Source organism: Flavobacterium aeripolare (assembly GCF_013294025.1).
GTDB lineage: Bacteria > Bacteroidota > Bacteroidia > Flavobacteriales > Flavobacteriaceae > Flavobacterium.
Genome location: NZ_JABSNL010000011.1, coordinates 89,744 through 112,555, shown reverse-complemented (window position 1 = coordinate 112,555; position 22,812 = coordinate 89,744). Strand labels below are relative to the sequence as shown.

22 protein-coding genes are annotated in these 22,812 nt (G+C 35.8%); 15 read left to right on the top strand and 7 right to left on the bottom strand.

All coding sequences use genetic code 11. From position 1 onward, the window contains the following. Positions 1-15: 15 nt before the first annotated feature. A complete protein-coding gene (locus HNQ00_RS13205; RefSeq protein WP_173838971.1) occupies positions 16-888 on the bottom strand; it encodes an AraC family transcriptional regulator in 873 nt (290 codons plus the stop codon). A 228-nt stretch (positions 889-1,116) separates the two neighbouring features. Between HNQ00_RS13205 and hemA the strand changes: the two genes are divergently transcribed. From hemA to HNQ00_RS13130, 15 genes are all read left to right on the top strand, one after another. Next, the gene (hemA, locus tag HNQ00_RS13200; protein ID WP_173838970.1) at positions 1,117-2,373 is read left to right on the top strand and encodes a glutamyl-tRNA reductase; all 1,257 of its coding nucleotides are present in this window, start codon (positions 1,117-1,119) and stop codon (positions 2,371-2,373) included. 108 nt (positions 2,374-2,481) lie between these two features. Then, positions 2,482-3,408: a hydroxymethylbilane synthase gene (gene hemC / locus HNQ00_RS13195; protein WP_173838969.1), complete on the top strand. Its 927-nt coding sequence runs from the start codon at positions 2,482-2,484 to the stop codon at positions 3,406-3,408. Continuing rightward, entirely contained in the window at positions 3,408-4,100 is a 693-nt protein-coding gene (locus tag HNQ00_RS13190) for a uroporphyrinogen-III synthase (RefSeq protein WP_173838968.1), read from the top strand. Before hemC ends, HNQ00_RS13190 begins: the two co-directional genes overlap by 1 nt. Positions 4,101-4,162: 62 nt before the next feature. Further along, positions 4,163-5,188, top strand: coding sequence for a uroporphyrinogen decarboxylase (hemE, locus tag HNQ00_RS13185; RefSeq protein WP_173838967.1), 1,026 nt, complete (start codon positions 4,163-4,165; stop codon positions 5,186-5,188). Positions 5,189-5,546: 358 nt separating this feature from the next. Continuing rightward, positions 5,547-5,927, top strand: coding sequence for a hypothetical protein (locus tag HNQ00_RS13180; RefSeq protein ID WP_173838966.1), 381 nt, complete (start codon positions 5,547-5,549; stop codon positions 5,925-5,927). A 95-nt stretch (positions 5,928-6,022) separates the two neighbouring features. Next, complete coding sequence (locus HNQ00_RS13175) at positions 6,023-7,069, top strand: OmpA family protein (protein ID WP_173838965.1); 1,047 nt, start codon at positions 6,023-6,025, stop codon at positions 7,067-7,069. Positions 7,070-7,082: 13 nt separating this feature from the next. Continuing rightward, positions 7,083-8,006, top strand: coding sequence for an oxygen-dependent coproporphyrinogen oxidase (hemF, locus tag HNQ00_RS13170; protein WP_173838964.1), 924 nt, complete (start codon positions 7,083-7,085; stop codon positions 8,004-8,006). Positions 8,007-8,312: 306 nt separating this feature from the next. Then, positions 8,313-8,771: an IS200/IS605 family transposase gene (tnpA, locus tag HNQ00_RS13165; RefSeq protein WP_173838963.1), complete on the top strand. Its 459-nt coding sequence runs from the start codon at positions 8,313-8,315 to the stop codon at positions 8,769-8,771. Between the two features lie 92 nt (positions 8,772-8,863). Beyond that, entirely contained in the window at positions 8,864-9,859 is a 996-nt protein-coding gene (hemB, locus tag HNQ00_RS13160; protein ID WP_173838962.1) for a porphobilinogen synthase, read from the top strand. 66 nt (positions 9,860-9,925) lie between these two features. Further along, a complete protein-coding gene (locus HNQ00_RS13155; RefSeq protein WP_173838961.1) occupies positions 9,926-10,327 on the top strand; it encodes a c-type cytochrome in 402 nt (133 codons plus the stop codon). Positions 10,328-10,488: 161 nt separating this feature from the next. After that, positions 10,489-10,959 (top strand): methylated-DNA--[protein]-cysteine S-methyltransferase, encoded by a 471-nt coding sequence (locus HNQ00_RS13150; protein ID WP_173838960.1) that lies wholly within the window; start codon positions 10,489-10,491, stop codon positions 10,957-10,959. A 39-nt stretch (positions 10,960-10,998) separates the two neighbouring features. Next, positions 10,999-11,712: a 3'-5' exonuclease gene (locus tag HNQ00_RS13145; protein ID WP_173838959.1), complete on the top strand. Its 714-nt coding sequence runs from the start codon at positions 10,999-11,001 to the stop codon at positions 11,710-11,712. 49 nt (positions 11,713-11,761) lie between these two features. Next, positions 11,762-13,468, top strand: coding sequence for an ABC transporter ATP-binding protein (locus HNQ00_RS13140; protein WP_173838958.1), 1,707 nt, complete (start codon positions 11,762-11,764; stop codon positions 13,466-13,468). A 124-nt stretch (positions 13,469-13,592) separates the two neighbouring features. Next, entirely contained in the window at positions 13,593-14,618 is a 1,026-nt protein-coding gene (locus HNQ00_RS13135) for a PAS domain S-box protein (RefSeq protein WP_173838957.1), read from the top strand. Further along, a complete protein-coding gene (locus tag HNQ00_RS13130; RefSeq protein ID WP_173838956.1) occupies positions 14,608-14,991 on the top strand; it encodes a response regulator in 384 nt (127 codons plus the stop codon). Before HNQ00_RS13135 ends, HNQ00_RS13130 begins: the two co-directional genes overlap by 11 nt. A gap of 70 nt (positions 14,992-15,061) precedes the next feature. Here the strand turns inward: HNQ00_RS13130 and HNQ00_RS13125 are convergent, their stop codons facing one another. From HNQ00_RS13125 to trhO, 6 genes are all read right to left on the bottom strand, one after another. Next, complete coding sequence (locus HNQ00_RS13125) at positions 15,062-15,718, bottom strand: 3-oxoacid CoA-transferase subunit B (protein WP_173838955.1); 657 nt, start codon at positions 15,716-15,718, stop codon at positions 15,062-15,064. An 86-nt stretch (positions 15,719-15,804) separates the two neighbouring features. Next, positions 15,805-16,503, bottom strand: a complete 699-nt coding sequence (locus tag HNQ00_RS13120; RefSeq protein WP_173838954.1) for a CoA transferase subunit A — start codon at positions 16,501-16,503, stop codon at positions 15,805-15,807. A gap of 122 nt (positions 16,504-16,625) precedes the next feature. Beyond that, a complete protein-coding gene (locus HNQ00_RS13115; RefSeq protein ID WP_173838953.1) occupies positions 16,626-18,932 on the bottom strand; it encodes a penicillin-binding protein 1A in 2,307 nt (768 codons plus the stop codon). 6 nt (positions 18,933-18,938) lie between these two features. Further along, the gene (locus HNQ00_RS13110; protein WP_173838952.1) at positions 18,939-19,418 is read right to left on the bottom strand and encodes a gliding motility lipoprotein GldH; all 480 of its coding nucleotides are present in this window, start codon (positions 19,416-19,418) and stop codon (positions 18,939-18,941) included. Beyond that, on the bottom strand, positions 19,402-20,724 hold the full coding sequence (locus tag HNQ00_RS13105) for a PSP1 domain-containing protein (RefSeq protein WP_173838951.1): 1,323 nt from the start codon (positions 20,722-20,724) through the stop codon (positions 19,402-19,404). The genes HNQ00_RS13110 and HNQ00_RS13105 overlap by 17 nt, the downstream gene beginning before the upstream one ends. A 185-nt stretch (positions 20,725-20,909) precedes the next feature. After that, entirely contained in the window at positions 20,910-22,286 is a 1,377-nt protein-coding gene (gene trhO, locus HNQ00_RS13100; RefSeq protein WP_173838950.1) for an oxygen-dependent tRNA uridine(34) hydroxylase TrhO, read from the bottom strand. Between the last annotated feature and the right edge of the window lie 526 nt (positions 22,287-22,812).

Below are 22,812 nucleotides of genomic sequence, written 5' to 3'. Positions count from 1 at the left end.
TAAAATCAATACTGTCTAAGTGACAGGATTTATAGACATTAAGTATTTTTTAGGTGTGGTTGCAAATTTCTTTTTAAAGGCAGCAATAAAATGACTTCCGGTGCTGTACCCAATTTTTAATCCTACCTCGTTTACATTATAAGAACCGCTGTCGAGTAGTTTTCGAGCAAAATCCATTTTATAGTCAAATAGAAACCCGTAGACGGTATCACCATATATTTGCTTGAAACCCATTTTAAGTTTCTTCAAAGTCAAACCTACTTGATCTGCTAATTCTTGCAATCCGGGTGGTTCAGCCATGTTAGCTAAAATGATTTCTTTGGCTTTTCTAATTTTTATTACATTGTCTTCATCTGTAAGAAACGGACATTGCTCTGCATTTGGATCTTCGGTGCGGTTAAAGTATAAACTTAATAACTCGTAGCCTTTCCCGCGATAGTAAAGGTTTTTTATCGAAGGATGTAAATTGTAATGAAACAACTGACTTAAAACAATTGCCATTGAAGGACTAATTTTCCCTTCATTATAGTATTTCTTGTCTTTATTCTCCCCACTTAAAAAAGTGATGTAATCAGCCTCAGAAGAAAATAAGGCATGAAATTTTTTAATCGAAATAATTACGGATATGACCCATGAGTTAGGAGCCAACTCTAAATTGAGGGGCAATTCTTTTTGTGGATTGTATAATAGTAGCGATTTTTCCTCTTGAAGTTCGAGAGCATAATTCCCTTGATTAAAGATAAATTTAGCACCTCCTTTTAATCCAAAATGAAACTGAATCAAGCCACTGCTTACTTCGCGTTGCGCTAGGAATGTCTCAGCGCTATCATTTTGAAACCTAATTAAGGTAAAATCATCTTCTATTTTAATTATTTCTTGAGAACCCATAGCGATATTTTTTAAAGAACAATCGAATAATTATCGTTTCGTTTAATTTAGAACAACTCTAAATAAGTGAAGCGATATAACTTGATTTCAGTACAAAAATAGGGTTTTTTAGTAATTTTCAGCTGTTTAGAAGTAAAAAAACATGTAGCGATATAAAAAGTACTTACAGCGTTACTTTTATAAATACTATAGTGATAATTTTGCTTCACTTTCTTGAAAAGTATTTATATGGAAAATAATAACCAATCAAAGCATCACTATTTCTATTCTGTTGGATTAAGCTATAAAAAAGCTGACGCCGAAATGAGAGGTAAATTCAGCTTAGATACTTTAGCAAAAACACGTTTACTAGAACAAGCAAAAACGGAAGGAATCGAGAGTTTAATCGTGACTTCAACCTGCAACAGAACTGAAATATACGGTTTTGCTGAGCATCCTTTTCAATTAATAAAATTGATTTGTGAGAACAGCAACGGTAGTGTAGAAGAGTTTCAAAAAGTAGGTTTTGTATATAAAAACCAAGAAGCGATCAATCATATTTTTAGAGTAGGAACAGGTTTAGATAGTCAGATTCTAGGGGATTTTGAAATTATATCTCAAATTCGTTCTAGTTTCACGCAGTCAAAAGCAATGGGATTAGCTAATAATTACATGGAGCGCTTAGTGAATGCCGTAATTCAGGCTAGTAAAAAAATCAAAAACGATACAGAAATTAGTTCAGGAGCGACTTCGGTTTCTTTTGCAGCGGTTCAATATATTATTAAGAACGTTGAAGATATTGGTAATAAGAACATCTTGTTATTTGGTACGGGTAAAATAGGTAGAAATACTTGTGAGAACTTGGTAAAACATACTAAGAATGAGCACATCACTCTTATTAATAGAACTAAAGACAAGGCTGAACGACTAGCTGGGAAATTAAATCTTATTGTAAAAGATTACTCAGAGTTACATTTAGAATTACAAAAAGCAGATGTTGTAGTTGTGGCTACTGGAGCTCAAAACCCTACGGTTGATAAGGCAATATTGAACCTTAAAAAACCGTTGTTAATTTTAGATTTATCAATTCCGAAAAATGTACATGCAGATGTTGAGGATTTAAAGGATGTGACTTTAATTCACATGGATTACCTCTCGCAATTAACGGACGAAACTTTAGAAAACAGAAAAAATCATATTCCTGCAGCGGAAGCTATCATCGAAGAAATCAAAGAAGAATTTAATGTATGGACAAAAGGACGCAAATTTGCTCCTACAATTCATGCCTTAAAAGAAAAATTGAATGCTATCAAAAAATCTGAGTTGAATTTCCAAAGTAAAAAAATAGCTGATTTTAACGAAGAACAAGCAGAAATTATTTCTGCACGAATTATTCAAAAAATCACCACACAGTTTGCTAATCATTTAAAAGATGATGATACAATGGTGGATGAAAGCATTGAATGGATCGAAAAAGTTTTTAAAATAGGATTAGCAGCGAAGTAAGGTTGACACAATCTTTATTTTGAAGTTATTTGAAGAGAGTACAACTTAATGAATCTTAATTTCTTAATGGTTTTAAATCAAAACTTATTTTGAGATCAAAAAATAAAAATGGCAGAAAAGACAATAAGAATAGGAACTCGCGATAGCGAACTCGCACTTTGGCAAGCACATATTGTAGAGAAAAAGTTAAATGATTTAGGTTATAAAACCGAAATTGTTGCTGTAAAATCAACTGGAGATGTCATTCTTGATAAGCCACTGTACGAATTAGGAATTACGGGTATATTTACTAAAACTTTAGATGTTGCCATGATTAATGGTGCGGTAGATATTGCAGTGCATTCTATGAAAGATGTTCCTACTGCTTTGCCACAAGGAATTGTGCAGGCAGCGGTTCTTGAAAGAGCCAATACCTTAGATATTTTAGTGCACAAAGGAAACCTTGATTTTCTTACTGCTTCTGGAACTATTGCCACTGGAAGTTTGCGTCGTCAAGCACAATGGTTAAACAAATATCCTAGCCACAATGTAGTTGACCTTCGCGGAAATGTAAATTTGCGCATGAAAAAGCTCAACGAAGGCGACTGGAGTGGCGCTGTATTTGCAGCAGCAGGATTAGAAAGAATCAATTTGAAACCAGAGAATTACATCAACTTAGATTGGATGATTCCTGCACCAGCACAAGGCGCTATGCTTGTGGTGGCGATGCAAAATGATGCCTTTACACTTGATGCTCTTTCGCATTTAAATGACATTGAAACAGAAATCGTAACCTATATAGAACGCCAATTCCTTAAAACTCTCGAAGGCGGTTGTACGGCGCCAATTGGTGCTTTGGCACGTTATAATGAAGAAGAAGATACCATCCATTTTCAAGGAGTATTGTTTTCGCTTGACGGAAAAGAAAAAATTGAAGTTGATAAAATTGTTCCTATCGAAGAATGGAAGAAACTAGGATTTTATTCGGCTCAAGAAGTGCTGAATAATGGAGGAATAAAACTGATGACGGAAATCAAAAATAATTTGAAGAAATAATGAGCCAAATAAGCATCTTATCCACTAAAACATTATCAGACGAACAGAGACAAGTATTTCTGGACGCAGATTTTGATCTATTAGAACAAGATTTTATCGAAATTAAAAATAACCTTTTTGATCTAGACAAAATCAATACCAATTTAATTTTTAGTAGTCAAAATGCTGTTATTAGTTTGATGGAGCAAAACGGCTGGGAAGCATTAAAAACCAAACCAGTTTTTTGTGTGGGTATCAAAACCAAAGAATTATTAGAAGCAAATGGGTTTACTGTAGACGTTTATCTTGATTATGCATCAGAATTAGCGGAGATTATTACCTTAATCTACAACCAAGAAAGCTATACTTTTTTTAGCGGAAACTTGCGTAAAGAGACGTTGCCACAAGCTTTGAAAGATGCCGGAATTACGTTTAACGAAATCGAAGTGTACCAAACTACATTAGCGCCGTTTAAAATTTCGGATCAAGAAAATTTTGACGGAATACTGTTCTTCAGTCCATCAGCTGTAGAAAGTTATTTATCGAATAATAAAATCAAAAAAGAATTTTGCTTTTGTATTGGTAGCACAACAGCTGCTGCCCTAGAAGAGAAAAAAATAAAAAATATCATAATTCCTGAAGTGCCTACTATTGAAGAAGTAATTCTCGAAGTAATTCAGCATTACACACCAATGCCTGAAGAAGGTAATTAAAAGAAACAAAACAAGATAAACCATCAGCTAAAAGCCAAAAGCGACTAGCCAATAGCAATAAAATGATAAAAAACGACTTATTTTTAAGAGCATTAAAAGGAGAAACAGTACAGCGTCCGCCAGTATGGATGATGCGTCAAGCGGGTAGGTATTTACCAGAATTTATCGCATTGCGTGATAAATATGATTTTTTCACCCGTTGTCAAACTCCAGAATTGGCTGCCGAAATTACGGTGCAACCTATTCGTAGAATCGCTCCAGATGCTGCGATTTTGTTCTCAGATATCTTGGTGATTCCACAAGCAATGGGGATTGATGTAGAGATGAAACCAAATTTTGGTCCGTATTTGCCACATCCAATTCGTACGATTCAAGATGTTGAGAACGTAATTGTTCCTGATGTTCATGAAACGTTAGGATATGTTTTTGATGCTATCAAATTGACTAAGGAAATGTTGAACGATGAGGTGCCATTAATTGGTTTCGCAGGTTCGCCTTGGACAATTATGTGCTACGCGGTAGAAGGACAAGGATCAAAAAGCTTTGATAAAGCTAAAGGATTTTGTTTTCAATACCCAGAAGCGGCACATGTTTTATTACAAAAAATCACAGATACCACTATTTTATACCTAAAAGAAAAAGTGAAAGCGGGAGTAAATGCCGTTCAAATTTTTGACTCGTGGGGCGGAATGTTGTCTCCAGTTGACTATCAAGAATTTTCATGGAAATACATCAACCAAATCGTTGAAGCACTTGCTGACGATGCTCCGGTTATTGTTTTCGGAAAAGGTTGTTGGTTTGCTCTTGGCGAAATGGGAAAAAGCCGTGCTTCTGCATTAGGAGTAGACTGGACTTGTTCGCCTAGAAACGCAAGATACCTTTCTGGTGGAAACATTACTTTGCAAGGAAATTTCGATCCATCAAGATTGTTATCGCCAATTCCGGTAATCAAGAAAATGGTTCACGAAATGATTGACGAATTCGGAAAAGATAAATACATCGTGAACTTAGGTCACGGTATTTTACCAAATATTCCAGTAGATCACGCTAAGGCGTTTATTGATGCTGTGAAGGAATACGGACAGTAGGTTTTTACAATTTACAGTCTCAGTCTCAGTCTCAGTCTCAGTTGACGGTGATTAGTTTTCAGTCTCAGTATTCAGTCTCAGTCTCAGTCTCAATTTGCGATTATTAGTACTCAGTTTCAGTTTACAGTCTCAGTATTCAACTTTGGCTGTTCAGTGAGTTGTAAGTAGCAATTACAAATCCACATGTATCTCCATACAGAAAATTAGTTACTGTTAACAGCAAACCGCGACTGCCAACTGAGACTGCTAATGAAAACCGCAAACCGCGACTGCCAACTGATCACTGAGACTGCTACTGAAAACTGACCACTGCGACTGCTCACTGCGACTGAAAACTGAAAACCGAAAACTCAAAATAATGCTAAACAAAGGAGTAAGAGACGAGAAAAAATTAAAGGCAGACAAGATGTTAAATACCTTGCTTGCCTATGTTTTTGCTCCGAAGATTTGGAATATGGAGGACACAAGTTTAATCGATAATCAATTGACAGATTTTGATTTAACAACTGTTATTCTGGATCAAATTGAAGAAAAAGATTTGATAAAAGTGTTAGATAAATACGAAATGGATTGGGAGCAAAAAGAAAAGTTTGCCGATTTTTTGATAACTTATTCTGTAGGTAACCAATTTGATTACAAAGCTAAAGCATTAGCTATTTATGAGCAGATTCAAGTAGATAGTAAGACCTTTTCTTTTGGGATTTCTGCCAAGATTGCTAACCTTAAAAAATTGATGTAGGGATAACTTAGAATTAATGATAGAATAACTTTTTATATTTTATAGGTTGTAATTTAGTTAAGTATAACTAATTGTAAACTATTTAATTAGATAAAATGAAAAAGATTCTAACACTTGCCTTTTTGAGTATCATTATAGGCTCTTGCAAAAAAGAAAATAATGCGGTTCAAAATAAGAATGTTTCTGAGGTAAAAGAAAACGCTGCGGATAGTAGTGAAGCTTCAAAGGAAACACTTTTTGTTGATTCATTCGATTGGTCAAAAATACAAGAATCAACAATCGACATAGGAGTTTTCCCTTATATAACAGCGCCAGAAGGTTTTATTATTAAAGAAGAGGGAAGCACTGAGGTTGCCAAAAACGGAATGACAAATTTTTTCGATTTCAATAAATTGTTTATCTATGACGGCAATTCTTTTATTAGAGCTGAAGGTAAAAAAGCTAGTTTGTATTTGATCATGAAAGATGATAATGCCGAATTTAATCAATTAAAATTTGATAAAAGCGTTGATAATTATCTAAAAAAAATTGGAGCAGTTTTATTATTTGGCGGTCAAATTCCTGTAGGTGAGTTAGATGCGCTACAGCAATCAGAAGAAAAAGCAGCATACAAATACATTCAAAGTGCCGGAAGTCCTTATGATAATTCAGTTCGGAATTATGCTTTGAATCATAAAAACGGAAAAATATTCATTCAGTTGGGTTCTAATTCTGCTCATTCTGAAATAGGAGTTATTGAATTAGAAGGTTTTAAGCAAACAATTAAAGCACCAACTGCTTCAGAGATGCAGAAAGAAATTGACTCGAAAGGAAAAGCAGTTTTGAATATTAATTTTGATATTGACAAAGCAACTTTGCAAGATGATGGACAAAAAGTAGTAGATGAAATTTTTGCTTTATTGTCTAAAAACAAAATATTAAAACTCTCCATTGAGGGACATACCGATAACAGTGGAAGTTTAGAACATAATAAAAAATTGTCTGCAGATAGAGCCAATACAGTTATGTATGCTCTTGCAGCCAAAGGAATCGATATAAAAAGGTTAAAAGCAAGTGGATTTGGTTCTGAAAAGCCAATCGAAACTAATAATTCAGAAGAAAACAAAGCTAAAAACCGTAGAGTCGAATTAGTGAAGTTTTAAAATAAAAATTATAATGAAAGAGCAGTTTTTCGCATACATACAAAACTTACAAGACCAAATTGTAGCAGGACTAGAAACTGTTGATGGTCAAGCCAAATTCAAAGAAGATCTTTGGGATCGCCCAGAAGGTGGAGGAGGTCGCACACGTGTAATCGAGAACGGAAAAGTTTTTGAAAAAGGGGGTGTCAATATCTCGGCTATTCACGGTAAATTGCCAGAGAGCATGCAAAAGCTATTTAATGTTGGCGAAGCAGATTTTTTTGCTTGCGGACTAAGCTTGGTTTTGCACCCAAGAAACCCCATGGTGCCTACGGTACACGCGAATTGGCGCTATTTTGAAATGTACGATACTTCGACAGAGCTCAGTACAGGTCCAAGAAAAGTGATTCAGCAGTGGTTTGGTGGTGGACAAGATTTAACGCCTTACTATTTATTCGAAGAAGATGCAAAACATTTTCATGAAACGTGTAAGACGGCTTGTGATAAACACAATCCAGATTTTTATCCAAAATATAAAAAACAGTGTGATGCCTATTTCTGGAATGCCCATCGTCATGAAGCGCGCGGAATTGGAGGATTGTTCTTTGATTATTGCAAAGCAACTGATGATATGAAGATGGAAGATTGGTTCAGCTTTGTGTCTGAAGTTGGGAATAGTTTCTTGCAAGCTTATGTTCCAATTGTAGAAAAAAGAAAAGATTTGGAGTATTCTCCAGCTCAAAAAACATGGCAAGAAATTCGTCGTGGTCGTTATGTGGAGTTCAATTTGGTTCACGATAAAGGAACATTATTTGGTTTGAGAACCAATGGAAGAATTGAATCAATTTTGATGAGTTTGCCACCGCATGTGCAATGGGTGTATGACCATCATCCAGAAGAAGGCAGTGAGGAAGAAAAATTAATACAAGTATTAGAGAATCCTAAGGATTGGCTGTAAAAGCTCCATGGGATCGACATATTTGTAGACAGTATTCAATGCGTTTTTTATTTAATCCCATAGAGATGACATATTTGTAGACGAAGAAAATCCTAAGGATTGGCTGTAAAAGCTCCATGGGAGCGACATATTTTTAGACAATATTCAATGCGTTTTTTATTGAATCCCATAGGGATGATATATTTATAGACAATATTCAATGCGGTTTTGTTGAATCCCATAGGGATGAAATATTTATAGACAATATTCAATCCGATTTTATTAAATCCCGTAGGGATGGCATATTTTAAATAATATCAATTTCAAATGGCAAATACCTATACGCAATTATATATTCAAATTGTCTTTGCCGTTAAAGGCAGGCAAAATCTAGTTTCCACAATTTGGAAGGATGAATTATATAAATACATCACGGGAATAGTTACTAACGAAGGTCAAAAATTAATCGCGATTAATGGAATGCCGGACCATATTCATATTTTGATTGGATTAAAACCTGACAAATCATTGTCTGATTTGGTTAGAGCAATGAAAGCTAATTCCTCTCGTTTTATAAATGAGAAAAGATGGATTAATGGTAAATTTGAATGGCAAACGGGATTTGGTGCTTTTTCGTATAGCCATTCTCAACTAACTAATGTTATAAATTACATCCAAAAACAAGAAGAGCATCATAAAAAGAAAACCTTCAAAGAAGAATATCTTGATTTTTTAAAAGCATTCAATATAGATTTTAAAAATGAATTTATCTTTGATGATGTTTAAAACAATATCCCACCCCTCTGGGGTTTGGTTTTTGTAAATTGATACACATTTCTATAATTATACCGCTCCCATGGAGCTAAACGCTAAAACATATGTTCCCATTACAAAGAGGTAGAAGATTAAGAACAAGTGAATCTATTCGTTCATTAGTTCGTGAGACGACATTAAGTCCGTCAGATTTTATGTTTCCCATGTTTATTGCAGAGGGAGAAAACGTACAAGTAGAAATTGCTTCTATGCCAGGAATCTTTCGTCGTTCGATAGATTTAACGGTAAAAGAGGTTATAGAATTATATGAATTGGGTATTCGCGCTGTAAATATTTATGTAAAGGTCAGCGAAGATTTAAAAGACAATACAGGAAAAGAAGCTTGGAATGAAAACGGATTGATGCAAGACGCCATTCGTGCTATTAAAACTGCTTGCCCAGAGATGGTCGTGATGCCCGATGTAGCATTAGACCCCTATTCTATTTACGGTCATGACGGAATCATTGCAAACGGTGATGTAGATAATGAATTGACAAACGAAGCCTTAGTGAAAATGGCAGTTTCACATGCACAAGCAGGAGCCGATTTTGTAGCACCAAGTGATATGATGGACGGACGCGTATTGCGTTTGCGCCAAGGTCTTGATGCTGCAGGTTTTCATAATGTGGGGATCATGAGCTATTCAGCGAAGTACGCTTCGGCATTTTACGGGCCTTTTCGCGATGCATTAGATAGTGCGCCAAGGGAAGCTGATGTCGAAGTGCCAAAAGACAAGAAAACGTATCAAATGGATTATGCTAACCGCATTGAAGCTATCAAAGAAGCACTTTGGGATGTGGAAGAAGGTGCCGATATGGTAATGGTAAAACCAGGAATTGCCTATTTAGACATCGTTCGCGAGGTTAAAAACGCAGTAAATGTTCCGGTAACGGTTTATCATGTTTCTGGTGAATATGCTATGATCAAAGCGGCAGCCGAAAGAGGCTGGCTGGATCACGATAAAATTATGATGGAGCAATTAATGTGCATCAAGAGAGCAGGAGCAAGTTTGATTTCGACTTATTTTGCAAAAGAGGCAGCTATACTTTTGAATAAATAAACCTGACATAGGTCATATCTAGAACTTTTTAAAAGTTTTATATTTGATAAACAAATATCTAAAATCATGAAAAAATTAATAATCTGCGGTTTTGTATTGTTGGCTTTTGCTTGTAAAAAGCAAGAGACAGAATCTTTTGGAGCTGCTGTAGACAATGAAATATCTGAGGGTATGCCAGCAAAGGACCAAACTCCTGTAGAACTTGGAAAACAAATTTTCAGCGGAAAAGGGAATTGCGTTGCTTGTCATCAGGTAGATCAAAAAGTGGTGGGACCAAGTATTCAAGAAATCGCTTCAATTTATAAAGCTAAGGGCGGTAATATTGTCGCTTTTTTAAAAGATGATGCTAAGCCTATTGTTGATCCAAGTCAGTATGAGGTAATGAAAACAAACTTCGGACTCACAAAAGCAATGAGCGATGAGGAGTTAAAAGGACTCGAAGCGTATATTTATAGTAATGCAAAGTAGTTGAAGGAGCTATTCTCGCTATTCGCTATATCTCTTGTGGTGAACACCACCACAAGAGGATGCCGCTACTATCAAGGCTAAAAAATAAGAACCATCTCGTTAGGGATGGTTTTTTTATGCTGCAATTTCGCTCTGTTATTAAAAAACAATATCTTTAAAAAATGGAATCTATTTATATTCAAACACCATTAGGTATCGCAAAAATAGAAGGAGACAAGCAAGGCATTGCTACATTATCTTTAGTGGAGGACGTTGCGCTATCTAACGAGATTCCAAGTTGTTTACAGGAAGCTGTCTCACAATTAAATGAGTATTTTTCAGGTGAGAGAAATGCGTTTGATTTACACTTGAATCCACAAGGGACTGATTTCCAAAAGAAAGTCTGGAAGTCACTTGAAGAAATCCCTTTTGGAAAAACCAGAACCTATCTAGAACAAGCAAAAATACTAGGTGATGTCAAGGCGATTCGTGCAGTGGCTGCTGCAAATGGCAAAAATCCTTTGTGGATTGTATTACCTTGCCACCGTGTTATTGGATCTGATGGTTCTCTTACAGGTTATGCTGGCGGGCTATGGCGTAAAAAATGGCTATTAGAACATGAAAACCCAATGCGACAGCAAAGCTTATTTTAAAATAAATGTCAAGTTATTATTTTACCAAAATTTTCAAACATGATAGAAAAAATAAATCTCAATAATATTCTTTTCCTTGATATAGAAACAGTTCCAGAAAATGAAGATTTCAACACGCTAGACACAGAGTTGCAAGAACTATGGGAACAGAAAACAAAGTACCAGCGTAAAGAAGAATATTCTGCAGAGGAATTTTATGATCGTGCAGGGATTTGGGCTGAGTTTGGTAAAATAGTCTGTATCTCTGTAGGTTATTTTGTGAACAAGCAGGATATACGTAATTTTAGAGTGACCTCTTTTTTTGGTGAGGAACCTGCAATTTTAAAAGACTTCAATAATTTACTTAACAATCATTTTAATCAAGCGCAACACCTACTTTGCGGACATAATATTAAAGAATTTGATATTCCGTTTTTGGCAAGACGCATGATCATCAATAACATCACTATTCCTAATAAGTTAAATTTATTTGGTAAGAAACCATGGGAAATTCCGCATTTAGATACGCTTGAACTATGGAAATTTGGTGATTATAAACACTATACTTCGCTTAAGTTAATGTGTAAAGTTCTTGGGATTCCTTCACCTAAAGGGGATATCGATGGTAGTCAAGTAGGGCAGGTCTATTACGTAGATAAAGATATCGATCGGATTATTACGTATTGTGAAAAAGATACGATTGCAGTTGCTCAAGTATTGCTGCGATTGCGTCAAGAGAGTCTATTAATCGAGGATGAAATAATTCATGTTTAATATACTATTCCTCATTTTAATTAGATCTTAAATAGTTACTTTTACTGCCATGACTGAGCCACTATTATCTGTACAAGAATTAGCAATTTCTTTTAAGAAAGAAGGAAGTTATACTGCCGTAATCCATGAGATTAATTACGATTTACACCAAAACGAAATTTTAGGTATCGTGGGAGAATCTGGATCAGGAAAATCTGTTTCTTCTCTCGCCATTATGGGATTGTTGCCTAAGGTTATTTCAAAAGTAACTCACGGTAAAATTATATTTGCCGGTAAATCAATCGAGGAACTCGCAGAGGGAGATTTACAAGCTTTACGAGGTAATGATATCGCTATGATATTTCAAGAACCTATGAGTTCGCTAAATCCTTCATTAAAATGTGGATTTCAAGTGCAAGAAATTTTACTGCAACACACTAGTTTGTCTAAGTCAGCGAGTAAAAACGAAACGCTATCTCTTTTTGAAAAAGTAAAACTGCCTAATCCAGAAGTAATTTTCGATAAATATCCGCATGAGATCTCTGGAGGTCAAAAGCAAAGGGTTATGATTGCGATGGCGATAGCATGTAAACCAAAATTACTTATTGCTGATGAGCCTACCACGGCCCTTGACGTTACAGTGCAAAAAGAAATTATACAATTGCTTAAAGATATCCAACAAGAAACAGGAATGAGCATTATTTTTATTTCTCATGATTTGTCTTTAGTTTCAGATATTGCACATCGTGTTTTAGTAATGTACAAAGGAGCAATTGTAGAGCAAGGAGCGGTGCAGCAGATCTTTAAAAACCCACAACACAATTATACAAAAGCATTAATAGCATCGAGGCCTTCTTTAGATGTTAGATTAAAAAGGTTGCCTACTATTCAAGATTTTTTAAGCAATACTATCAATACTGCAACTGTGAGTCCAGCAGATCGAGCTGCGTTCCACGATAAGTTGTATGCTCAAGCGCCTTTGCTAGAGGTTGTAAATGTTGATAAAGAGTATTTTTCTACAGCAGGATTTTTTGGAAAAAAAACGGGCTTCAAAGCGGTTAATAATGTCAGCTTTAAATTGTATGAGGGAGAAACTTTAGGATTAGTAGGGGAGAGTGGTTGTGGTAAGTCGACCTTAGGGAACGCAATATTGCAACTTGATAAAGCGACGGCTGGCCAAATTATATACAGAGGAGTTGATATCACTACGCTAGATAAAAAAGCGATTAAAAAACTAAGAAAAGAAATTCAAATTATTTTTCAAGATCCCTATTCTTCTTTAAATCCGCGTATTCCAGTAGGACCTGCTATAATGGAACCGATGAAGGTACATGGATTGCATAAAAATGATAAAGAAAGAAAAGCTAAAACAATCGAAATTCTTGAACGCGTAGGGTTGACTGCAGCTGTTTTTAATCGCTACCCACATGAATTTTCGGGAGGGCAGCGGCAGCGAATAGGGATTGCTAGAACGATTGCTTTACAACCTAAATTGATTGTTTGCGATGAGTCAGTTTCTGCTTTAGACATTTCTGTTCAAGCACAAGTGCTAAATTTGCTCAACGAACTCAAAGAGAATTTTGGGTTTACTTATGTGTTTATTTCACATGATTTGGCGGTTGTAAAATACATGAGTGATCAAGTACTAGTTATGAACAAGGGAGAAATTGAGGAAATTGCTGATGCCGATGTGTTGTACGCTAATCCACAGAGAGAATACACTAAGAAATTGATTAATGCGATTCCAAAAGGTGCTGATAATGAAGTGCCAGAGTAGCTTTTGCCTTAATTATTTAGATATCGAGACAATTTTGCATAACTTAGTGTCTTTGATAGGGCACTACTTTCAAAATGAGTTAGAGAATTCAAAGTAATCTTAGATTAATTTTAAATTTGATAAAATGATTGAAGCCGTTAAAACATATGCTATTTTAGTTATCGAGGATAACGAGGTAGACTATGGAAAAATTAGACAGTTGCTTAAAGAAGCAAATTTAGTGTCTGATGTTAGGCATGCAGCAAACTTTAGTGAGGCTGCGACCATTTTATCTAGCTCAGATAAATTTTTTGATGTTGTTTTATTAAGTCCTACATTACCTGATATCGCAATGGATCAGGTTGTCGCAGAGGTGGTAGAACTCGTTTATCTATGCCCTATTATAGCAGTTGTTCCTCACAAGCACATTGACTTTGCACTAGATTCTATTAAAAGCGGTATCTCTGATTATTTAGTCAAAGAAGAATTAGAGGTTTCTTGCCTACATAAAAGTATTATTTGCGCTATAGAGCGTAAAAAGATTTTTTTCTCTTACGAGTTAGCTAAGTCACGTTATAGTGACCTTTTTCACCTCAGTCCTTTGCCTATGTGGGTTTATGATCTGGGTACGTTTAGGTTTTTAGATGTGAACAAAGCGGCAATAGAGAAATATGGTTTCTCTAAAGAGGAGTTTTTAGAAATGACGACTAAAGAAATCCGACCCCCTGAGGACTATCATTTGTTTGATGATGAGGTCAATTCTTTTGATCAATATAAAGATAATTTAAAACAACGATATGTAAGACATCAATCTAAGGAAGGTGACATTATAGATGTTGAGATTCAAAGTAATTTGATATTTTTTGACAATCAACGGGCTAAGTTGGTTATGGCTAATGATATCACTAAGCACATACAGCATATTGCTACTATCGAAGCTCAAAATAAGAGCTTGAAAGACATAGCGTGGACCCATTCTCACGTTATTAGAGCACCGCTGGCTAAGATGATGTCCATAGTTGATTTTATGATAGAATCTAAAATGGTACCACTAGAATACGAACATTTGCTTAGTCATTTTTTCGAATCAGGGAAAGAGTTAGATACGATAATTAGGGCAGTTGTTAAAAAAACAGAAACCATCAATAAAATAAACTCAGATGAATTATAACGTAGTGGTTGTTGATGACGATGATATCATCTTATTTCTGCATCGAAAAATTTTGCAAAGTGTAGCCCTTAGCGAAGAGTCTAAATCGTTTAATTCTGCACAAAAATTTCTAGATTATATTGCGAGCATAAAGGGAGATACTAGGCCAGTCCTGTTGTTTCTTGATGTGAATATGCCTGTTATGGATGGCTGGGGATTGCTCGATGTGATACACGAGGAGGGTTTTTGTCATCCCATAGAAGTAATAATGGTGACATCATCTGTGGATCAAGAGGATAAAGACAAAGCAGCACAGTATGCTAAGATTGTAAATTTTGTAGAAAAGCCTTTTAGTAAAAGTATTTTGGCTAATCTTAATATTGATTTTGACTAAAAAAAAGGTTGCTTTTATTTAAAAAAGCAACCTGATATCTTCATGAATTATCACTAATTCAATAGGTGTTTTAATCGATAATCATCTCTGGAATTTCTCCTTCAATGATTAATGTAGCTTCAGTTGAAGCAATGATATGTTCTACAGAAACTCCTGGTGCGCGCTCTAATAATTTAAAACCCTTAGGAGTAACTTCGAGTACTGCAAGTTCTGTTACTACTTTTTTAACGCAACCAACACCAGTTAAGGGAAGCGTACATTTTTTAAGTATTTTTGATTCTCCTTTTTTATTGACATGCATCATAGCAACGATAATGTTGTCAGCAGAGGCTACTAAATCCATAGCACCACCCATACCTTTTACCATTTTTCCTGGTATTTTCCAGTTAGCAATGTCACCATTCTCCGCTACTTCCATAGCGCCTAGAATAGTTAAATCTACTTTTTGAGAGCGAATCATACCAAAGCTAAAAGCCGAATCAAAGAATGAAGCGCCCGCTAGGGTTGTTATTGTTTGTTTTCCGGCGTTAATAATATCTGCGTCTTCTTCTCCTTCAAAAGGAAACGGACCCATGCCTAAAACTCCATTCTCACTTTGAAATTCTACATTAATATCTTCTCTAACATAATTGGCTACCAATGTTGGAATGCCTATTCCTAAATTCACATAGAAACGGTCTTGTACCTCCTTGGCTATTCTTTTTGCTATTTCTTCTTTTCCTAACATAAACTTTTATTTAAACCGCTGTGGCATTAAAGATTATTACGTTTTTTTTATAAAAATAATCACTGTAAGTCAGTAAGCACTTGATGCTATTTTTGTCTTACAGTTCTTTGTTCGATTCTTTTTTCGAATTTCTCACCTTGAAAAATGCGTTGAACCATGATTCCTGGAATATGAATTTCGTTTGGATCTAGTGATCCGGCAGGTAATAATTCCTCTACTTCGGCAACTGTGATTATAGCACCACCTGCCATGCAAGCATTAAAATTACGAGCGGTTCCCTTGAAAATTAGGTTACCCGCTTCGTCGCCTTTCCAAGCCTTTACAATAGCAAAATCAGCAGTATAAGCTAGCTCCATGATGTGCATTTTACCATTGAATTCGCGTGTTTCTTTGCCTTCGGCTACTTCAGTACCGTAACCTGCTGGTGTAAAGAAAGCAGGAATACCAGCTTGAGCAGCACGGCATTTTTCAGCTAAAGTTCCCTGTGGAGTTAGCTCAACATCTAATTCGCCCGAAAGCATTTGACGTTCAAACTCTGCGTTTTCGCCCACGTAAGAAGAGATCATTTTTTTGATTTGGCGCTTTTGTAAAAGCAATCCTAATCCAAAATCATCTACTCCTGCATTGTTAGAAATACAGGTCAGTTCTTTAGTCTCTTTGATTACAAGTTCAGCAATGGCATTCTCAGGAATTCCGCATAGACCAAAACCACCTAACATAATAGTCATTCCGTCTTGTACTCCCTCTAGTGCTTCTTGTACACTGTTTACTTTTTTATTAATCATGTATTGCGGTTATAATAGTGTAATTAATAGTATTTTTTTTAGCCCAGATCAAAGCGGCATCCTTTGTGGCTGGGGTTCAGCCAGAAAGATATAGCGTAGAGCTGGATTAGCTTCTAATTATTTTAAAATTCGAATTCATCTGTATTTTGAACAGCTGTTGTGTCTACTATTTTTGGTGCGGCATAACAATCCACTTTTATAGAAAGATTTGCTGGACGCTCAAATTCTGATTTAGATACTTTTAAGTCTTTATCAGCGTAACACAATTTCATGAAATAAGCCCAAACTGGCAAAGCAGCTGTTGCTCCTTGACCGTAAGTGATGCTTTTAAAACGTGCCGAACGATCCTCGCAACCAACCCAAACACCGGTAACTAAGTTAGGAACCATACCCATAAACCAACCATCAGATTGATTTTGTGTGGTACCTGTTTTACCTGCGATAGGGTTTGTAAACATGTATGGATACCCTGTGATTCTATTGTAACCATTACCGCCACCTTGCGTTCTCAATCTATTTCCAGAACCACCCTCGGTAACGCCTTCAAGTAATTTTATAATGGCAAATGCGATATCTTTATTCAATACATCGTGTGACTCAGGGATGGGTTCGTAAATTATGACACCGCTCTTGTCTTCAATGCGAGATAAAAATTGTGGTTTATTGTATACTCCTTGATTGGCAAAGGTGCTGTAAGCTGCTACCATTTGCTCTACAGTGATGTCTACTGCACCAAGTGCGATAGAAGGTTGTAAAGGAATCTCTGACTTAATACCTAATTTGTGCGTTAATTTAACTACTGCTTCAGGACCAACTTTATCCATAAGCTTAGCAGAAACTGTGTTGATAGAGTTTGCTAATGCTTTTTTCAAAGTAATCATTCCTCTATATCTGTTGTCAGAGTTACGTGGTGTCCATGATGCAGTCACGTGATGGCGTCCTACAGGAATTGTAAAAGGCGCATCGATGATTGAATCGCAAGGAGACATATTTAATTGTTCGATTGCGGTGGCGTAAACAAACGGCTTGAAGGTAGACCCTACTTGTCTTGCTCCTTGACCTACGTGATCGTATTGAAAATATTTATAATTGATACCACCAACCCATGCTTTAATGCTTCCAGTTTGTGGCTCCATAGCCATTAAACCTGATTGTAAGAAGTGTTTGTAGTAACGAATGGAATCCATAGGAGTCATCGTAGTATCTTTTTCACCTTTCCAGGTAAAGACGGTCATTTTAGTTTTTACATTAAAGGATTGAATAATCTCCTCGTCTGTTTTTTCTAATGATTTTAAGACTGACCATCTATTTGATGATTTCATTGCTTGTGTTAGAATACGCTGTGTTTCTTTGTCGGAAATATTTACAAAAGGGGCGTTTTTATTTGTTTTTGCTTGAATAAAAAACTCTTCTTGTAAATTAGCTAGATGCGCTGATACAGCTGCTTCAGCATGTAATTGCATTCTAGAATCTATTGTAGTGTAGATTTTTAAACCATCTTTATAAATATCGTAATCAGAACCGTCTGCCTTTTTATTCTCTTCAGCCCATTTTTTCATATAATCGCGTAAGTATTCTCTAAAATACGTTGCGGTTCCTTCTCTATGACTTTCTAATTTAAATTTTAAAGTGATCGGTAACTCTTGGTATTTTTGCTTCTCAGCAGTAGTGATCATGTGGCTTTTTTCCATTTGAGCCAATACAACATTTCTTCTATTTTTTACTCCTTGTGGATTTCTTACAGGGTTGTATAAAGTAGAATTTTTAAACATCCCTACCAGTATAGCTGATTCGTCTACGGTAAGTTGCTTAGGTGTTTTTGAAAAGTAAGTTTGGGCTGCTGAACTAACACCCACAGAGAAATTACCAAAATCGTACACATTGCAATACATTGCAATGATTTCGTTTTTAGTGTATTGTCTTTCTAATCGAATAGCAATAATCCATTCTTTGATTTTTTGAGCAATTCTAAATGGTAAAAATTTTGATCCTTCGCGGTGAAACAATTGTTTTGCAAGTTGTTGCGTAAGCGTTGAAGCTCCACCGGCGCGTCCTAGACTTGAGATGGCTCTCAAAGTTCCGCGACCGTCGATTCCTGAGTGCTCATAAAAACGCTCGTCCTCAGTAGCTACAAGTGCATCTACAAAGTTTTTAGGTAAATCAGAATATCTTAATTGTGAACGGTTTTGTTGAAAGTATTTTCCAATCACAACACCATCAGCAGAGATGATCTCAGTGGCCAAATTAGAATCTGGATTTTCAAGATCCTCAAATGAAGGCATCGTTCCAAAAAGTCCCCACGAAGCAAGTAAGAAAAGTAAAATTATTCCACTGATTCCGTACGCAAAGAACTTCCAAAAATTCTTTGTATAGCGCTTGTAATCGTTAGACTTGTTCTTGCCTGGATTATTGTTTTTTTTAGTAGTCATATACTATTATTCTATTTTTTCAATTCTTAAACCTACTTCTGTTATTCCATCAAGCTCTTGAACTCCAGGTATTTTACCAGTCTCTCTAACCGCTTGTTTAATACTTACTTTGTATGGGCTTCTAAAGCGTACACCCTCTTTGTAGAACAATTTACTTTCTTTGATATCTGTAAATCCATTGCCTAGAAGCGTACCATCAGGTTCTGCCATTTGATATTCTAAAGTATCAATTTTTGTAAAACCATTAGGCAACTCTAAAGACACAATCAAAAATAAATTATTGAATTTATAATTGTCGTTATCTCGCACGTTTATAAACATGTTATAACGCTGTGTTGAGTCCAGTTGTGGCAAATCAAAACTTACAATGCTGTCTTTGTGCCAAGCACTTCCAACAGATTTATATTCATCAAAAACTCTAGTCTTGTCACAAGAACAAAATACTACAGCTATTAAAAGTACTAGAATGCTATTTTTTAGCTTCATTTTTTTTAATAATTATAGGTTTTCTCGGTGCGTTTGCTTGCGCTGTAGTAGCGGGAGCAGCAGCCGGTTTTTTCTCATTTTGATTGCTCGATTTTTTATGAGCAGGCTTTTTAGCGGTAGGAACAATTTTATTGTCAGCTGGTTTTTTATTGTTAGCGACAATTACATTTTCTCCTGCTTTTTTAGGCTTTTTATTAGTTCTCTTACTTTTCTTAGGTTGGTCAAAACGAGTTAAACTCTCTTGTCCCATCGCGTTATTAAAGTCTTTTTCAGTTTCCTGAATGATTTCAATAGCATAGTCTTCTAGTGCCGAAACCTTATTTTTCAATTTGTTCTCAGCCATGATCTCTCTTACCTTATCAATTTTAAGAACGTGCCAGTTTGAGAAATTGTTAGTATAAGCAAACCACATTAATCCTTTGAAAATATCTTGCTTTTGGCAAATAGCATCTCCTTTTTCGGTAACTAATTTAGTTTCAAAATCAGGAAAGCCTTTTAAAGCATCCATGTACGTATCTAGTTCATAGTTCAAGCAACATTTTAATTTACCACATTGTCCCGCTAACTTTTGAGGGTTTAAAGACAATTGCTGGTAACGTGCTGCCGATGTATTCACACTTCTAAAGTCGGTTAGCCATGTAGAACAACATAATTCGCGTCCACAAGATCCAATTCCTCCTAAACGAGCTGCTTCTTGACGGAAACCTACTTGTTTCATTTCGACTCTAGTACTGAATTCTTTAGCAAAATCCTTAATCAACATTCTAAAATCGACACGATCGTTTGCAGTGTAGTAAAATGTAGCTTTGGATGCATCCCCTTGAAATTCAATATCAGATATTTTCATTTCTAGTTTGTGCTGAATGGCTAATTCACGCGCTCTTACTTTCATAGGTTCTTCACGCTCGCGAGCTGCTGACCAAATGTCAATGTCTTTTTGAGATGCTTTTCTATATATTTTCGGAATCTCGTTACCATTGTAATTTGCTCCTTTTTTCTTCATTTGGATTTTAACTAACTCTCCAGTTAGTGTAACAATTCCAATATCGTGACCTGGGGAAGCAACTGTAGCAACAATGTCACCCATTGATAACGTTAGCTTCTCAGTATTGCGAAAAAACTCTTTTCTACCATTCTTAAAGCGAACTTCAACACAGTCAAATGGTGCTTCGCCGTTTGGTAAACTCATATTAGAAAGCCAATCAAATACTGTCAATTTATTGCAGCTATCGGTGCCGCAAGTCCCATTATTTTTACAACCCTTAGGTGAGCCACCATCAGAAGTTGAACAACTTGTACATGCCATAATTTTATATATAGTGTTGTGACGCGCACAACTTATGTTCTTAAAACGTTTAATGTGTAAAGATAGTATTTTTTAAGCGTAAGTTGCAATAGTTAACAACTTGATGGGTTTGAGTTGGTTAAATGAAAAATGCCTATTTCAACGATTTGAAATAGGCATTTTTTAATTTTTTTAAAAGGATGTATCTAGTCTAAAATCTTATATAGCTTATCTGACAATCGTATTCTAAACGGTAATTTGAAGGTGCAAACATCTCCTGCAACAGCTTTATTAGCTTTTACATCATTTACCTGCATCTCAGTTAATACAAGTTTTTGCTCACCGGTAGTCATTCCTTTAATTAAAATAGTATCGCCTACGTTGATTTCATTTTCTTCGATGTTGAATTGTCCAATACTTGGTTTTGGATAAAAATGTGTTCCACTTCCTATGTACTGTTTCTTAATCTTTGGCTCTTTTTTAGCCAACGCTTTCGATTTTGTTAAATCAGCAAGGTTAGGAACTGCCGCCAAAGGATCAACATTCGCCTCTCTGTTCTTGAAAGTTAACACGTCCGATTTCCCTTTTTTGAAAATCTTATTGCCGTTTTTCACGCCACGACGAATCGCTTTTTGCTCCTCTTCTGGTAAGTGAATCACGTCTACACAGTCCTGTGAACAACATCCTTGCATGGCCTGCGCACAGTCTTCACACTGAATAAACAATAAATGGCAACCTTCGTTGATGCAATTGGTGTGTACATCACAAGGCTTTCCGCATTGGTGGCATTTAGATACGATGTCGTCTGTAATTCTTTCGCCTAAGCGGTGATCAAACACAAAGTTTTTACCAATGAATTTACTCTCTAAATTCTCCTCTTTGATTTGTTTGGCGTAATTAATAATTCCACCTTCAAGTTGGTATACATTTTTAAAACCTTGGTGTTTAAAATAAGCCGAAGCCTTCTCACAACGAATTCCTCCGGTGCAATACATCACTAAGTTTTTATCTTCTTTAAAATCTTTTAATTGTTCGTTGATGATAGGCAATGACTCTCTAAAAGTATCCACATCTGGTGTAATCGCCCCTTTAAAATAGCCAATTTCACTTTCGTAGTGATTTCTAAAATCAACCACAATCGTATTGGGATCGTCTAAAATAGTATTGAATTCCTTTGCTTTTAAATGCACGCCAATGTTTGTCACATCAAAAGTTTCATCATTCAAACCATCAGCAACAATTTTGTCACGAACCTTAATCGTCAGTTTCAAGAACGAGTGGTCATCATGCTCTACGGCAATATTCAATCGCATTCCTTGCATGAAATCATACTGCTCGATTGTATCCTTAAAAGCATAGAAGTTATCTGCCGGAAGTGATAACTGAGCGTTAATTCCCTCTTTGGCTACATAAATTCGACCAAGAACCACTAGCAGGTCCCAAGCACGGAATAAATCGTTACGAAATTGTGTTGGATCTTGAATTTGCGCATAAGCATAGAAAGACAAAGTAAGTCTTTGTTTTCCGGCATCATCAATCATGATGGCTCTTTCTTCTGCGCTTAAAGTGTTATACAGTTGCATGCTATAAACGGTTTAAGTGTGAAAAATTTTTTTTGCAAAAGTACGGAAAAGTGACTAAGTGGCAAAGTTTCTTGGTCTCTTAGTTTCAAAGCTGCAGAGTTACAGAGTTACAGAGTTTCAAAGCTTCAGAGTTTAGGAGTTTCAAAGTTTTAGATTTTTAAATCTTTAGAGTTCCGGAGTAAAGTAATTTCATAAAGATTTTTATTTTGCGAATTTGTGGTATTTTTTCAGGAGCTATTTCCAGCTATTCGCTATATCTCTTGTGTCCGCTATCGCTACCACAAGAGGATGCCGCTGCTATCTGGGCTACTTGTAACGACTACTGCTAACAAGATATTTTTTAGATTTAATTAGCAACCACGTTTTCGGTCAATATTTTTGAAGCTTCTTTTAGTTTAGCTTGTTCGTATAAAGTGGGTAAATCTTTCAAAGGCGTTTTGCTGAATACTACTACTTAATTTAATTTCAAGTTACAGCAATAGCTAAAGATTTTTAATTTGCGAATTTGCGGTATTTTTTCAGGAGC